Consider the following 15998-nt stretch of genomic DNA (forward strand, 5'->3'; position numbering starts at 1 on the left):
GATTTATTTTTTACCCAGATGCTTCGCATAGAATCCCATCATAGCTTTGTACATAGAGACAGAGTTTTCTTCCTTTGCAAATCCATGACCTTCATCATATTTTACCATATATGGTACATCATTCCCTTTATCTCGCAACGCTTTCACAATCTGATCAGCTTCATCGATATTAACACGAGGATCATTGGCTCCCTGTACTACAAATAGTGGTTTTTTTATTTTATCAATCTGATAAACTGGTGATACTTCTTCCATAATAGCTTTCTCTTCAGCAATATCTTCATCATACCATACCTCTTTTATAATTTTTAAATATGGTTTCCAATACGGAGGAATTGTGTGCATAAATGTAAAAAGATTGGACACCCCCACATAATCAACTCCACAAGTATAAAGATCGGGAGTTTTTGTTAATCCTCTCAATACTGCATATCCACCGTGGCTTCCTCCATAAATGGCTACTCTTTCTTTGTCTACCCAACCTTGATCAATTGTATATTGTAATCCATCTTCTACATCATCCATCGCTTTTCTTCCAATTTGTTTAAAACCAGATTCCAGAAACTTTTTACCATATCCGCCAGAAATTCTAAAATTAACTTGTAAGGTAGCATACCCTCTACTGGCAAATAATTGAGCTTCTGAATTAAACCCCCAAGAATCTCTTATTCCTTGTGGTCCACCATGCGGATTTACAATCAATGGAACTTTATTACCTGCAATAGCATCCTTAGGCAAGGTTATATATCCATAAAGTGTGATACCATCTCTACTTTTAAAAGTGATAGGACGCATCTCTGCCATATCCTCTTCTTTAAGCTGTGGCATCAGATTGTATAATAACTTAAACTCGTCTTTTAAAACATCATAAGAATAATATACTCCATACAACTTATCGCTTTGCAAGAAAATCAAATACTTATCTTCTTCATCCGTTTTGGCAGAAATAGAATATTGATAGTCAGGAAACTCTTTAGTTATTCTAGAGTGCATTTTCTTATAATAATCACTAACAGGAATAATCACTCTTTTTTCTCCCTGATAAGAAAAATAATCTAATTCATATCCTCTTTTTCGAGATACCGATAGGTTAGAAACATCATAATTTTCATTAGCATACACTTTCTTTAAAACTTTATCTTCTTTTAGATCATAAAGTAAGATTTGTGATTTATCACTGTCCAGGTTAGAAACTACGTATGCGTCATCAGGATTTTCTGAAGCATAATCAAAGTTGATTATGGAGAAACTTTGTTTCCAATTTAACTTCTTAATAATTTTAAAAGTACCATCCGCTTGCACATAAAAAAGATCAAAATTCACTCCATCTCTTATTTTAGAGTATGCTCGTAATTTTCCATCTTTGTCAAAAATATACTTATCTATAGGGTTAGATACATCTTCATTCTTAAAAAGTTGTTCAATATCACCGGTTTTGATATTAATCTTATAAGGTTCAAAAATTTGAGGATTATTTTTATTCATGGAAATGATCATATGATCCTCATCTTCTTTCAGTCCTTCCAGAATATTTACTTTAACTCCATCATAAGGTGTTAATTCTTTGGAATCTGATCCATCCACGTTTACAGCAAAGAGATGATAATCTTCATTACCCCCCTTATCCATTACATATACCAATCGTTGATTATTTGCCCATCCATATCCTCTGATCAATTCTTCTTTTTCTTCTATGACTTTAGTAACCTTTTCTGTAGCTACTTCTTTTACATAGACGTGATTTTTACTATTCTCATCTTTTTCGCGATAAGAAAGATACTTACCATCTGGAGAAAATTGAAAACTACGGGCTTTTGGTTTTGAAAAATAGTCTTCTACAGTATAAGCATATGTACCTATATCCAGTTTTGCTAATTCTTCTAATTCTTTATCAGAGGAAACCAACTCCGGGTTCCCTGGTATTATTTTCTCTGATTTTTCCATTTCTAGTGGTAATTCCATTCCGCTTTGATAAAAAGTTCCTTTTAATTTTGTTTCTTCCAAAGAAGCTACATATTTAATGCCTCCTTGTTTAAACATCAAAGTTAATTGATTGTTTTCAAAAACTGTGCTATCAAAAGGAATTCCTGTGGCTCCTTGAGAAGGAATATCCATAGTAGAAGATAATGCTCCATCTGATCCTTTCTGGATATTAAATATAATACCCATTTCTGTACCCTGAACTGCAAGATTACCCTTCCAGTTCCCAACGATCTCTTGTGCCTTTACTTGTATAAATGACATGCATAAGATCATTATAAATATACCCCATATTCTTGACGATTTTGTTTTCATGATTTTTAAAACTTTAAATAAGAAAATTAGTTAACTGATAGTATGTTAGTATACACACTTTTATTTTTGTTACACTTATATGATTATTATTTAAAAGAAATTAAAGCTAAGCGCTATCCTGACACCATAAATTGAAATTTTAATAAATTAAAGTGTGTGGTCAATGTAAATGGTAAATCATTTACATTTTTTTACCATCACTATTTCTTAATAACAAAACAAGGCTACTAAAAATTAGCAGCCTTGTTCTGTTATTATTGTTGGTTTTTTTACTTACAGTCCAGTAATCGTGAACTCTTCCCAAGCACCTATACTAGTTCTATTGCAGGTCATTTCTTTGGTTCCATTCTCAGAACTTATATACTTTCCATTAATATTTGCTCTTATTGCATATTTATTTCCACCTCTGCTTACTAGCGTAAATTTCGCCCAGGAGCCAGGAGTTGTTCTATTACAATTAATCGGCTTGGTGCCATTTTCAGAACTCACATACTTTCCATTATTTCCTCTGATCGATACTGTTCCCCCGCCTTCATCAATGATCGTAAAAGTTTCCCAACTATTTGCAGCACTTCTATTACAATTCATCGATTTTACTCCATTTTCTGAACTAACATATTGACCATTATTGCCTTTTAATGTAACAGTTCCTGATGTGGATGAAGGATACATTTTATTAATACCTTCTATGTCATTCACTGATAATGAAGTTCGTTGTATAGAATATGTACTCCCATCTAATTTTGTAATTGTAGGAGATCCATTTTTACTAAAAAAAGTAGGACCATACATCATAATACTTCCAAAATCCAGTGTAGATGTATAATCCTCTCCGGATTGACCGTTTGCTATATAAGTTCTGAAATTACCTTCACGTCCAGTAATTATATTCTCAAATAAAATTCTAACATATTCATCTCTATCTGCTCTACTCTGTTCATGAAAAATTCCAACGGCATGTCCAATTTCATGAATTGTATTTCCTGTAGAACAACCTGGAGCTAAATTAATAACTTGTCTCCCACCGATCATTCCTACATAAGACGAGCAACCAGTACTTGTTTGAAAATAAATATAGTTACTTTGTGTGGTTCTCTTTACAAATCTCAAGGCCGTATTAGCTTCCCAATGTGCGATAGCATTTGTAACTCTAGCTTGATTGGTTAAGCTACTCTGAATTTCATAATATACTGTGTTATTTGTCCATCTTCTACCTGTCAATCCTGCTAATTTAGTATCTCCTTCATTCTCATAGGGTATCAGTATGTCTCCTTCAAAAACAATAGTTTTATTGATCTCTGCCATCGTCGCTGGCTCGCCAAATAATTCTACTTCAACTTCATTGCCGATTATACCAGGAAACGCCTCTTCTGGCTGAACCCTTTCAATCCCATTTTGTTGATCAATTTCGCTAAATTCTTCTGTCACACAAGAATTGAAAAGTAAGCATACAAAAAGTGCGCAAATAACTTTTTGTAAGATTTTAGAATAGATTTTCATAATTAGTTGTTAATTAAACTGTTAGTCAGTTAAATAAATTATTTTTTAGTTTCAGATATTACAACAATTTGTAATTATCTATAAAATAATTGGTTAACCAGTTATCTAATGTATACTTTTATGAATAGCTTAGAATTAAATATTTAGAATCCGTGAGTAGTTTTTTAGAATTCGATTATTTTAAGTAATTTTTAGTAAATTATTTTTACTCAATAATCTCACAATCTTTAAATTAAAAAATTTCATTAATAAATGCTATCCCATCTACAGCCGGATTATAAGTTATGAATTGTATTGGTTGTTAATAGCTTCTTCAATTTCTGTTACAATTATCACAAATATGCTTACCACTTATTCACTTTTAGTAATTTTAACCTGTAATACAAATCAAGATTTATGAAACTACTACCCATTTTTGTTTTTTCTGTTCTTTTATTAAGTTGTAATCAGAAGAAAAAAGAAAATATCTCTGAAAATTCTAGGAAAGCAGATACTACTAAAGTAATCCCTGTAGAAACTGATGGTGGAATAGGCGATGGTGCCACCTCCATTACTGATCTTCATATCAATACTATAGAAACAGCACATAAAAAGGAGCAATTTCTTAAACATAAAATAGTAAGTTTTATGATTGATCTTTCTTTTGGAGGTAAAGAACGACTGAAAGGAAAAATTACCATGTTTACCAATTCTACAAAAATTAGAATTGACAAAAATGATGGTACTAAATTAATTTATACTGGTGATACCAGTTACTTATGCCCAGCGGAAGCTAATGATAAAGGAGCTCGTTTTGATATGTTTACATGGTCTTATTTTTTTGGTTTTCCTTATAAACTTAGTGACTCTGGCACTAATTGGGAAATGCAACAAGACAGAATTCTGGATAAAGTAGTCCACAGTACTGCTAAACTTACTTTTGATGAAGGCGTTGGAGACGCTCCAAAAGATTGGTATATTGTATATACTGATCCTGAAACTCAACTCACACAAGCAGCAGCTTACATAGTAACTCTGGGCAAAGATATATCCAAAGCAGAAGAGGATCCCCATATGATACAATACAAAGAATTTACCTCCGTAAATGGCATCCCTATGTCAACCAAATGGGAGTTTTACGGTTGGACATCAGAAAAAGGAAAAACAGAGAAGATAGGAGAGGCTACCATATCAGATATTACATTTCTGGAAGACGAAAGTGATTTGTTTGAGAAACCTGCGAATTCTAAAGTTATTAATTAGCTAATAAACTACTTCGACCCCCGTGTGCGAGGTATAAAAAACAAGACAGCTTCACTACAAGAATCAGGAAACAAAACTGCTTTATTCTGATTCTATGCGCGACACCGGAGACAGGGTATCGAGGAATTCTATTGGTTAAATAATTACAACTCATTAAAAAAATATTTATAAGGTCATAACAAATAATTTAGTATTAAATATTAATAAGTGAAAGTTATAGACGTTTTACAGAAAGTCTGGATGTTCAAGCAATTAAAATAAAAACGTACGATTGAATCATTTGTAGAAATGATATATTTTAAAGATAGATGACCAATTGTATTTTTTGTATCTTTAGTAATCACTAAATTTTCATATTAAAATTCATTCTTATGACAGCACTTTTTAAAAAATTACAGCTACCCGCTTCTCTTGATGAGATTTTGATACTAAACGAGCCAGAAGGATTTTGTGAAGAATTAAATTGTCTTCAAGGAGTGGTAATCAAAGAATCTCTAATTCAAGTTTCTGAAGTTGATTTCGCATTGGTTTTTGTCACGGAAAAAAAGCAAATTGAAAATCGTATTGAAACCATTAACACTAAATTAGTAGGTGATGCTATTCTCTGGTTTGCATATCCAAAAAAAACTTCTAATATTTATACATCTGAAATCACACGTGATCACGGATGGGGAGTTTTAGGTGATTATAACCTTGAACCTGTAAGGCAAGTTTCTATTGATGATGATTGGTCTGCACTCCGTTTTAGACGCGTAAAGTTTATTAAAAATATGACGAGAAATAAAGATTTTGCACTAAGTAAAGCGGGTAAAGAAAAAACCAGTAGTATTTAATGAGTTGGCATCTCTATATTTTATCAGCTATTTTTATAGTTGCCGGCGCATTCCATTTTATTAAACCAAAGGCTTTTATGAGGGTAATGCCTTTATACATACCGTACCATAAAAGCATTGTACTCCTTAGTGGTCTTGCTGAAATTATAGTGGGAGTAGGAGTTTTATTTGCGCAAACCAGATATTATTCATTATGGTGTATCATACTAATGTTAATTTTATTTTTTCCCGTACACTTACATATGTTACTTCATAAAAAAGCAGGTCTTAAATTACCTAAATGGGTTCTTCTTTTTAGACTTTTATTACAATTCGTTTTAATCTATTGGGTTTTTACATACCTTTAGTACCAGATATTGTAAGAAATATATCTTGTATACCTTTTTTAAATTTTGGATTTATTCTCTTCTCAAGACACCCCCATTCCATTACGTATGAAAGATGCGGAAGTTCTGTATTACCCTAACTTTTTCAAACAATCACAGGCTGATAAGCTGTATCAAAGTCTTTCAGAAAACATACAATGGCAACAAGATGACATTAAAGTTTATGGCAAATTATATCCACAACCACGCCTTACTGCTTTATATGCTGATAATAGTAATACCTATTCTTATTCTAATCTTACCATGACTCCTTATAAATTTACAAAGGAGCTATTACATATAAAAAAAGAAATTGAAATTGTATGTCCTACTAAATTCACGACCTGTCTTCTTAACTTATATCGTCATGGACAGGATAGTAATGGCTGGCACGCTGATAATGAAAAAGAATTGGGCGAAAATCCTATAATAGCTTCTGTAAGCCTGGGTGAAGAGCGATGGTTTCATTTCAAACACAAAAAAGACAAAGACCACAAACAAAAAATTCTTTTACAACATGGTAGCCTTCTCATCATGGGTGGTACTACTCAGGAACATTGGCTACACCAACTCCCTAAAAGTAAAAAAATAACTAAACCTCGAATCAATCTCACATTTAGAGTTATTCATTAAATACCTTTTCCGTAAAAGTCATAAAGTGAAACCTATATTAAAACTAATTCATCGAACTTTTCATAAGAAACACCTAATCCCCATTTTTTTAATTAGAATTATGGATATGGCATTGATTAAATTTCCCTAAAACCATAAACATCCATCAGTAAGCTCTATTACTCCTAATAATTGCAACCTTCGGGTAAGGGAATCAAAAACCATCAAGAAAATAGAATATTTTAAACATTTTATTATAATTCTATTAAGATAATTTAACATTAATTTAATTTTCGTAACTTTAAGTGTTAAACAACCTATCATGGACCACTATCATCTTTACAACGCATTATTTATACATAAGTATACATTAGATAATTGGGATGCTGAACCTCAACATCAAAATTATTTTGAGATTATTTTTGTGCTTGATGGAAATGGTTATTGTACGATCAATGATACAAGACATCCTTATGGAGAACATAACATATTTTTATTAGCAAAGGAGAACACCTATGATTTTGAAATTAGTACTTCTTCTAAATTCATTCATTTTAAGTTTACGGAACTTCTATTTTCCAGCAAAATTAATTTACCCGAAAGAAAGCAATGGTTACAACGAATCGAACAATTATTACAACACTCTGATAAAACTTCAGCAAATGCAGTTACGAATAAGAGTGATCAGAAGATTCTCTGGAATATTCAGAAGGTAATTTTTGAAGAATTCAATAACGAAAACACCTTTTACCGAAATATCATTTCTAATGCGATTAGTACAATTCTGAGTATTATGGTTCGTAATCTTGCTATGATAAACAAAAAAAAGAATAAAAAGAAAATTGATAAAAGTTCAAAAATAGAATCTATTGTAGCCTATATAAAACAGAATGTTTATGAAAACGAACGTACTAAAATACATAGTATATCAGAAAAATTTAAAATGTCTCAGAGTTCAATAAGTTCTTATTTTAAAAAAGAAACTGGAGAATCGATTCATCAATATATAACAAAATATAAAATGCAACTTGTAGAATACAGGTTGCAACACACTAAATTCACAATAGCTGAAATTGCTTCTCAACTAGGGTATACTGATGAAAGCCATCTCACAAAAACCTTCAAAAAACATTTCAGCTTATCACCCAAACAATATAGGGATCAATTGGTCAAAACAATGCCTGTAAAAAAAGATTTTTAGTTTTCAAAAATATCATTTAGCATCTTAGCCAAGCGAATACCTCCTTTTTGTAATTGAGCACGAACTATAGGAAACTGTTCATACATATATTTATAACTTAATTTCTCTCCTACATTAGCAGAAGCATAAACTTCTTTTGCCAATGCCTGAGTTTCATAAGTCCAATCCAAGACATCTCCCTTCTTTATATCATTAATTTGGGCTAATGATAACTCATCCGTATTTTGGGATAATTCTATATAACTCATTCCATAATTATCAATCATATCACTATCCCAAACACGATGTAAATTAGACCCTTCGTTAAACCAACGTACCTGAATATCATTACCCCCTTTATCCTCTCCTCTTCCTACGTGAAGAGGTTGATGTAAATCTCCAATAAAATGAATTAACATTTTAAGATGAAACTCTTTATCATCTTTAGTAGTTGTCTTACTTTTTAATACCTCAACACATGTACCTATTCCTTGAATCAAATCGCCTCGCTCACTAGGCGTTTCTTCACCATATTTTTTGTCAAAAGAAAAATTAACATAATGTAGAGCACTATATTTTCTATAACGATCATCACTTTTTATTTCATCGGCATATATAGATACAAATGCTAAACTGTGGCCATTAAGAAGTTCATCAATTGCACGTTTTGTCTTTTTAGAAAGATACTTTTCTGCTATTTCTCCAGTTACTCTGTGACCTGTTTTACCCCAATCATAATTTGCCGGAAGAATGTAAATTGAAAATAATAAAAAAACAGAGAGCAATACATAACGTGTATTCATTAGTTTTAAATTTTGAAACAAAGATAAAAAAGGGTATGTTAGTTTTTCGTTAAATATTGAACTAATCTTATTGTTTTCAATATTATATTTTCTAATTTTTAACTTGTAGTAACTTATGTAAAAAGTAATATTATTATTTTTCGTAGAGGCAAATAATTTTAGCTTTCAAAATATAGTTTTTTATGTACCGTTTTATACATACTCATTTTTAAAAGACATTTATGAAATTATCTTTTTCTATACTATTTATTTTATTTTTCATTTTCTGTCACGGACAAAGCAAACAAGTTTCTACTGAAACAAATTCAGAAAAAGAATATAATTCGGCAATAGTTAATGTAAATAAATACACAAAAGGTACATTAATGACTCCATATGCAGAAGATAATGTTCCTTTAGTTATTTTTATTATGGATGCAGGTTCCATTAATAGAGATGGTAATGACGTAATGTCTAAAAATGATACTTTTTTACAATTATCTATTGAATTAGCAAAACAAGGTATCGCAAGCTACCGTTTTGATAAGAGACTTTTTCAAATAGATCTTCTGGGTATTCCTCTAAACGAACTTTCTTTTGATCATTTTGTAGAGGATACTAGATCCATCATTAACTATTTTAAAAAAAACGGAAATTATTCTGAAATCATTTTAGCAGGTCATGGTCAAGGGTCTTTGATAGGGATACTAGCGTCACAAAAAGATATTGATGGATATGATTCTGGAGTAGATCGCCTTATCTCTATTGCGGGTAATGCTCAATCTGTCGATCAGATTGTAATACAACAATTAGAGAAACAAGCACCCGGATTAGATAAAAGTGCTGCAGTTGCTTTTAACGAATTAAAAGAGAAAGGAACGGTATCAATATATGATCCTGCATTAGAATCAATTTTTGGAAGATCGGTGAGACGTTTTATGAGTTCTTGGATAAAATATAATCCTGTAGAAGAAATACAACAAATTGAAATACCTGTATTAATTATACAAGGAGATAAAGATCTGCAGGTAGAAGTTTCTGAATCAGAAAAACTAAAAGAGGCCATACCTAGTGCAGAATACGTTCTTATAGAAAACATGAACCATATCCTTAGAGAAATTAAAGGAGGTAGACTAGAGAATCACAAATCTTATAATGAACACTGGGTAAAAATTATACCTGAAATTACAAGTACTATTGTTAACTTTGTAAAACAGTAATTAACCCCGGAGACTTCTAGAAATCCTGATCAAAAAATAATTTCATGCCCCATCGTATTATTTTCTCTGATATTGACGGTACACTCCTTAATGCAGAAAGAGAGTTATCCCAATTTACTATTTCAGAAATAAAAAGAATTAAAAATAAAATTCCTGTAATTTTGATATCCTCTCGGATGCCAAGTGCCATGGTACATCTTCAGGAAGAATTAAACATTACTAATCAACCAATAATTTGTTATAATGGAGGATTAATTCTTGTAGATAAAAAACCTATTCACTCTACTCAGATACCTTTATCTGTGCTAGAGGAACTTAATGAGTTTAATACAGGTACTAAGTTTCATATAAGCGTGTATCAGGATGATGATTGGTTTGTTCCTGAAATGGATTTTTGGGCACATAGAGAAATGCAAAATACTAAAGTCACTCCTACCGTAAAATTAACTAAAGAAGTAATTAATCTTTGGAAACCTCAACATAAAGGTGCTCATAAAATTATGTGTATGGGAGCCGAAGAAGAGATTGACAAAGCTTTCTTATTTCTGGAAAAAAAGTATGGAAAAATTCTTCACCTTTATCGTTCTAAACCAACATATATAGAGATTGCTCATAAGAGTATTTCTAAACTTACTGCTATTGAAATGTTATTAAATACACATTTTAAAATTTCTCTTTCAGATACTGTAGCTTTTGGGGATAATTATAACGATATTGCTATGATAAAAGCAGCGGGAATAGGTGTTGCCGTTGCTAATGCAAAACAAGAAACCTTAAAAATTGCAGACGTAGTCACTTTATCAGGAAAAGAGGACGGAGTAGCAACATACATTAAAAATAATATTTAACCAGAGTGCTTACACATTTAAAAACCACTGGAGTTAGCCCAATACTCATCCTAATCTTACTATATGCTGTCACAGCTTGTAAATCCACAGAGATCCCAATCACTATTGATCCTAGTCCGATAAAGATATCCATGGATTTAGTTAAGGTCGTGGATGATAAGGTAAAAGTAACAATTCGTGTCCCCGATTTTAATCAGGATATTATTAGTTATTATGTTCCAGAAATTGTTCCCGGAACCTATCAGAAAAATGATTTTGGAAAATACATTGATGATTTACAAGCATTTGATGATCAAGGCTCTCCTATATTTGTACAAAGGAATGGTATCAATCACTGGAAAATTAACAATGGAAAAAAGCTAAAAACAATAACATATTGGGTCAATGACACTTTTGATACAGAGGGGACTCATAATGTATTCTCACCTACAGGAACTAATATTAGCCAGAATAAAAATTTCATTCTCAACCTATATGCTTTTATAGGCTATTTTGATGGAATGAAAGAAAAAAAATATGAATTAGAAATTCAATATCCCAAAGCCATGGAAGGTTCTTCTTCCTTGATACCTTCTAAAATAAAGGAAATCACAGCTGAAACCAGATATAATACCGATGTTTTCAAATTCAGAAGATATGCCGATTTAGCGGACTCACCTATTATGTACGCTATCCCCGACCGAGTTACATTTACAATAAATGATATTGAAGTTTTACTAAGTGTATACTCTCCAAACAATGTACATCGAGCTGCTCAGCTTATGCCCCAAATGGAAAGAATGATCAGAGCACAAAAGAATTTTTTAGGCGCAACAAATACAACAAAAAAATATAGTATCCTTTTATATCTTTCCTCTGCTAAAAATGATGATGCTAAGGGATTTGGAGCACTAGAGCATAATACATCTACACTAGTGGTTCTGCCAGAATCGATTCCCATAGATACATTGAATGAATCGCTCATCGATATAGTTTCACATGAGTTTTTTCATATTGTCACCCCACTAAGTATACATTCTGAGGAAATTCATAATTTTGATTATAATATCCCTAAAATGTCAAAACATTTATGGTTGTATGAAGGAACTACAGAATATTTCTCATTGCTATTCCAAATTCATCAAGGACTTATATCTAAAAATGATTTTTTTAACAGAATTTTAGAAAAAATTGAAACCTCTAAATCTTTTGATGATACTATGTCTTTTACCTTGATGAGTAAAAATATCCTGCAAGAACCTTATCTTAGTAATTATCGCAATGTTTATGAAAAAGGGGCGCTAATCTCTATGTGTATTGATATTATTATTAGAGAACAAAGTGGTGGTGTAAGAGGTATTATTGACCTTGTTAAGAGATTAGCCGATACATATGGCAGTGAGATCCCGTTTAAAGATGATGAATTAATATCTTCAATTGGAGCAATGTCCTATCCAGAGGTAACTGATTTTCTACAAAAGCACGTAGAAGGAAATACTCCTATAGATTATGAGTTTTATTTAAATAAAGCAGGAATATCGTATGGAGTTACCGAAGTACCATCTTCTTATTTTATCCATGAGCAAGAGCCATTTATTCAAGGCTCTGAAGCTACTAATGAAGTTATCTTTTCATCTGGAATACCCTTGAATAATTTTCTTAAAAATATCGGAGTGAAAGGAGGAGATGCATTGCTGAAAATTAATAAGAAAAAATATAATCTTAAAAATATATACGATCTATTCAGTGATTCTAATACTTGGAAAATTGGTAATACCATTAAGTTTATTATCAGAAGGGGTGAAGAAGTTATAACCCTTAGCACTAAGGTAATCAAACCTACTGTAGAAAAAATAGTCCTTCAACAAAATCCAAAAGCATCTGAAACTCAGCTACGGGTCTTAAAAAACTGGATAAACGATTAGTTTCTTCCTTTTTCATTAGGGTATAATGCCATGACTGGATCACTTTGCCAGAATTCTTTAGTATCTATATCTAATATCGTAAGTTTTCCCGTAAAACCTGCACCTGTATCTATATTCCATAGATTATATGCTTTTATTGGGGTATCCCTTTTATAATTAGTGGTAGGTGTATGACCAATATAAATTTCTTTATAATAATTAAATCTTTTAGGTTGAGTCAACATATCTTCTAACGTTTTCTCCTCCACTTTATCCGCTAATAATGCTGCTTCCCATAAGGTACGATCCCAATAATAGTTAGATTCATATTCTTCATGACCTACTCCGTGCATAGAAGTAAATCCTGCATGAATAAAAAGACGACTATTAGTATCAATGTAGTAGTTTTGTAAACTTTTAAAGAATTTTTTATGCGATTCTTTTATAATGAAGCCAGAAGAAATATAACTATCAATCGTTTCTTTTCCTCCATGCGCTAACCAAATCGGATTGGTTGTTCCTTGATCAAGCCATAGATCACACCACAGATCATGATTTCCTCTTATAAAAACGCAGGTATTAGAATTAGACAAAGTGATCAGTCGCTCTATAGTCTCAGCAGCTTGACTCCAGCCGTCCACATAATCTCCTAAAAAAATTAACGTATCCTCAGCAGTAATATTTGCCCTCTCCAGAACTTGTTCTAATGCAAGATACCCTCCATGTATATCTCCTATTACCAGTGTTCTCATAATTTTATAGTATTGAGCAATTGTTTATCAAGAGAAATCAAATAATCACTTCCAAAAGAATTATTCTCTAACTCTAAATACATCCAAGCCGGCAAATCATTAATTGTATCATTACAAAGACTTAAAATAGACAAGGCTAATGAAGCCACAGTATCTGTATCACCTCCTAGACTTACCGCTTCTTTTACACAAGCACTCATACTTTTGTATTCTAAAACTAAAGCCATAACTGTAGTAACAGTAGGAATTGCTTCCATTTTTAAAGTAGACTCTCTCTTGAAGTGAAATGGTAAAGAAAGCATGTGCTCTAAATATTCTCTTAATTGCTTCTTTTCCCCTTTCTTATACATAAAATAGTGCGCTGCCAAAGCTATAATCTGAGCTGACACAATTCCTTCTTTAGTATCATGTGTAATCTTAGCTTGCTGCATTGTCTTTTTCATCACTAAAGTTTCTTCTTGATATACACCAATAGGATAACTCCTCATAGCTGCACCATTTCTATTACTCTTAAGAGTTAACGACTCAATTAATTCCCTTCCTGTCTTAACTTCACTCAAAATAGTATAAAATCTTGATGAATACCCTCTTCTGGGATCTCTTTTAAAAACTTCTACAAATTTGTTAGCAATACTAATATCTGTCCAATTTTCTTCATTTAGAACTAATTCTGTAATTGCAATTGCCATTTGTGTATCATCTGTATATTTTCTATGAATACAAGTATATTTGGGATGAGCCCTATATTGTTTCAAATTATTCTCTAATACGATAACCGTTTCTGGAGCAAATTCAAAACCAGCTCCGTATGCATCTGCAATTCCTCCTATTAACATACCATTTTTTTAAATTAAATAATCCATTTCAGTAATGTTACATTTGTTCTAAATACTCTCTAAATAGTAAGCTTATTTCCTGTAAATACGTTATTCCTTCAACCTCTTCACGCATAAAATCCGGTATACTATCTAAGCCATACTTTCCCGCCATAATACCAGTAGTTATTGACGCTACAGAATCCACATCTCCACCCAAGTTAACAGATTTCTTCAAAGCGTCCATCGCATGCATAGCCATTTTAAGAATATACAAAACGCAACCTGTTGTATATTTAGAATCCGAAGGAACTCCTAGTATTCCAGGTAAGAAATAAGGTTTCTGAATGGGTTGAGAACCACAAAGCACTTCAAAATCCTGTTTATCCAGGTTTTCATAAATCCCTAACCTATCTATACGGTCAAAATACATTTTATATTCTTTAGTAAGATCTACAGTTTTTCTGCAATAATCGATGATGTCTTTTTGATCTCCATTCTTAACAAGAATAAACTCTGTAGCTCTTGCGATACATTGACTGGAAATTATCGCATTGATATTAGGATGTGTTGCATTCGCATTAATTTCACAATATTTATTAATAAGATCTTCTCTTACAAAACCAAAGGGTATAGATCGCATTGCAGGGGCATTACCAGGATTTTTTCTGCCTTTTTGAAAATCTCGTATCTCATATATCGTCTTTTCTCCTGAATAAAACCAACTCATAGATCCATGTCCGTTTCTTCCAAAACCTTTTTCATTGATACCTTTATCGTATTCCTCTTTCCATTTACTGACCAAAAACTCCTCAGTCACTTCCTCTTCTGATATTAAAGCCTTTATCACCCCTATTGTCATTTCAGTATCGTCTGTATAATCCCAGGAAGTATAATTTTTAGTAAATACTTCTTTTCTATTTTTGGGTACCGCAATCCGATCTCTGGCATTTACAAACCTGGTGAAATCAACATGGCTACGAATCCAGTCTCTATCCTGAAATTCTACACCTGCACCAAAAGCATCTCCAATTGCAACTCCTAATAACATCTCTTCTACATCCATAGATAATTTCATATCGAATTTTACAGGTATTAATCTATATAATGCACATCAAAAAATCAAACCAATCGATACATAATATCAGTTCTTAGTACATACTTGGTTCCCGATATGATTGGTTTGCCTTCATGCCGAAGCGGGTGATGAAACAACAATGCATCTCCACAACCTGGCATCACAGTAACTCCTTCTTTAAAATGCGTTTCTCCTCCTTCAAAATCTTCATTAAGATATATCAAAAATGAGAAGAAACTACATTCTTTCTCATTTCGCTCATAGCTACCATCGCGATGCATCTTAAATCGTTGTCCTTCATTATATTTATAAATTCTGAACATTTCATTAACCCCTATAGCTTCATACTGACCAAATGTAGTCTCTACAAAAGGCTCTATTTTTGACCAAATGGATTTTGCCAGCACTTCATCCTTAACTAAAATACGTTGATTATTACGAACACCTTTTAGCATCACTTGCTTTCCATTAATACTAACTTTTGCCTCTTCAAATGAAACCTGTTCTCCCTTGATGATAAAGTCATCACATTCTTTTTTTGAAAGAAAATTCTCAATCAAAAAAATCTCTGGATGTAGTACATTTTTCTTCAT

General features: G+C 32.0%; 15 protein-coding genes. 8 read left to right on the forward strand and 7 right to left on the reverse strand.

All coding sequences use genetic code 11. The features are described from left to right. Positions 1-3 precede the first annotated feature (3 nt). Positions 4-2295: a S9 family peptidase gene (locus ABD816_RS01390; protein ID WP_425549100.1), complete on the reverse strand. Its 2292-nt coding sequence runs from the start codon at positions 2293-2295 to the stop codon at positions 4-6. A gap of 273 nt (positions 2296-2568) precedes the next feature. Beyond that, complete coding sequence (locus tag ABD816_RS01395) at positions 2569-3795, reverse strand: M12 family metallopeptidase (protein WP_344924061.1); 1227 nt, start codon at positions 3793-3795, stop codon at positions 2569-2571. A 396-nt stretch (positions 3796-4191) separates the two neighbouring features. On the opposite strand from ABD816_RS01395, the gene ABD816_RS01400 reads away from it, so the two are divergent. The 5 genes from ABD816_RS01400 (at position 4192) to ABD816_RS01420 (ending at position 8048) form a co-directional block, all read left to right on the forward strand. Then, positions 4192-5037, forward strand: coding sequence for a DUF6503 family protein (locus ABD816_RS01400; RefSeq protein WP_344924063.1), 846 nt, complete (start codon positions 4192-4194; stop codon positions 5035-5037). Positions 5038-5408: 371 nt separating this feature from the next. Next, positions 5409-5870: a hypothetical protein gene (locus ABD816_RS01405; protein ID WP_344924065.1), complete on the forward strand. Its 462-nt coding sequence runs from the start codon at positions 5409-5411 to the stop codon at positions 5868-5870. After that, positions 5870-6217, forward strand: a complete 348-nt coding sequence (locus tag ABD816_RS01410) for a DoxX family protein (RefSeq protein ID WP_344924066.1) — start codon at positions 5870-5872, stop codon at positions 6215-6217. The genes ABD816_RS01405 and ABD816_RS01410 overlap by 1 nt, the downstream gene beginning before the upstream one ends. Positions 6218-6262: 45 nt before the next feature. Beyond that, complete coding sequence (locus ABD816_RS01415; RefSeq protein WP_344924068.1) at positions 6263-6868, forward strand: alpha-ketoglutarate-dependent dioxygenase AlkB family protein; 606 nt, start codon at positions 6263-6265, stop codon at positions 6866-6868. 301 nt (positions 6869-7169) lie between these two features. Beyond that, positions 7170-8048, forward strand: coding sequence for a helix-turn-helix transcriptional regulator (locus tag ABD816_RS01420; RefSeq protein WP_344924070.1), 879 nt, complete (start codon positions 7170-7172; stop codon positions 8046-8048). Here the strand turns inward: ABD816_RS01420 and ABD816_RS01425 are convergent. Beyond that, the gene (locus tag ABD816_RS01425) at positions 8045-8830 is read right to left on the reverse strand and encodes a S1/P1 nuclease (protein WP_344924071.1); all 786 of its coding nucleotides are present in this window, start codon (positions 8828-8830) and stop codon (positions 8045-8047) included. The genes ABD816_RS01420 and ABD816_RS01425 overlap by 4 nt on opposite strands. A 221-nt stretch (positions 8831-9051) precedes the next feature. Between ABD816_RS01425 and ABD816_RS01430 the strand changes: the two genes are divergently transcribed. From ABD816_RS01430 to ABD816_RS01440, 3 genes are read left to right on the forward strand one after another with little or no spacing between them, the layout of a single operon-like run. Beyond that, positions 9052-10029 carry an alpha/beta hydrolase gene (locus tag ABD816_RS01430; protein ID WP_344924072.1) on the forward strand — a complete coding sequence of 326 codons (978 nt, stop codon included), beginning with the start codon at positions 9052-9054 and terminating at the stop codon, positions 10027-10029. Positions 10030-10073: 44 nt separating this feature from the next. Next, the gene (locus ABD816_RS01435; protein ID WP_344924073.1) at positions 10074-10877 is read left to right on the forward strand and encodes a Cof-type HAD-IIB family hydrolase; all 804 of its coding nucleotides are present in this window, start codon (positions 10074-10076) and stop codon (positions 10875-10877) included. Positions 10878-10882: 5 nt separating this feature from the next. Beyond that, entirely contained in the window at positions 10883-12781 is a 1899-nt protein-coding gene (locus ABD816_RS01440; RefSeq protein ID WP_344924075.1) for a M61 family metallopeptidase, read from the forward strand. On the opposite strand, the gene ABD816_RS01445 is transcribed toward ABD816_RS01440, so the two are convergent. The 4 genes from ABD816_RS01445 to ABD816_RS01460 are packed head-to-tail and all read right to left on the reverse strand — an operon-like array spanning position 12778 to position 15998. Continuing rightward, positions 12778-13512: a metallophosphoesterase gene (locus tag ABD816_RS01445; RefSeq protein WP_344924076.1), complete on the reverse strand. Its 735-nt coding sequence runs from the start codon at positions 13510-13512 to the stop codon at positions 12778-12780. The two genes, ABD816_RS01440 and ABD816_RS01445, sit on opposite strands and share 4 nt — an antisense overlap. Then, positions 13509-14348, reverse strand: a complete 840-nt coding sequence (locus tag ABD816_RS01450) for an ADP-ribosylglycohydrolase family protein (RefSeq protein ID WP_344924078.1) — start codon at positions 14346-14348, stop codon at positions 13509-13511. The genes ABD816_RS01445 and ABD816_RS01450 overlap by 4 nt, the downstream gene beginning before the upstream one ends. 37 nt (positions 14349-14385) lie before the next feature. Further along, positions 14386-15405, reverse strand: coding sequence for an ADP-ribosylglycohydrolase family protein (locus ABD816_RS01455; RefSeq protein WP_344924080.1), 1020 nt, complete (start codon positions 15403-15405; stop codon positions 14386-14388). Between the two features lie 44 nt (positions 15406-15449). Beyond that, a complete protein-coding gene (locus tag ABD816_RS01460; protein WP_344924082.1) occupies positions 15450-15998 on the reverse strand; it encodes a 2OG-Fe(II) oxygenase in 549 nt (182 codons plus the stop codon).

Source organism: Aquimarina addita (assembly GCF_039539305.1).
In the GTDB taxonomy this organism is placed as follows: domain Bacteria; phylum Bacteroidota; class Bacteroidia; order Flavobacteriales; family Flavobacteriaceae; genus Aquimarina; species Aquimarina addita.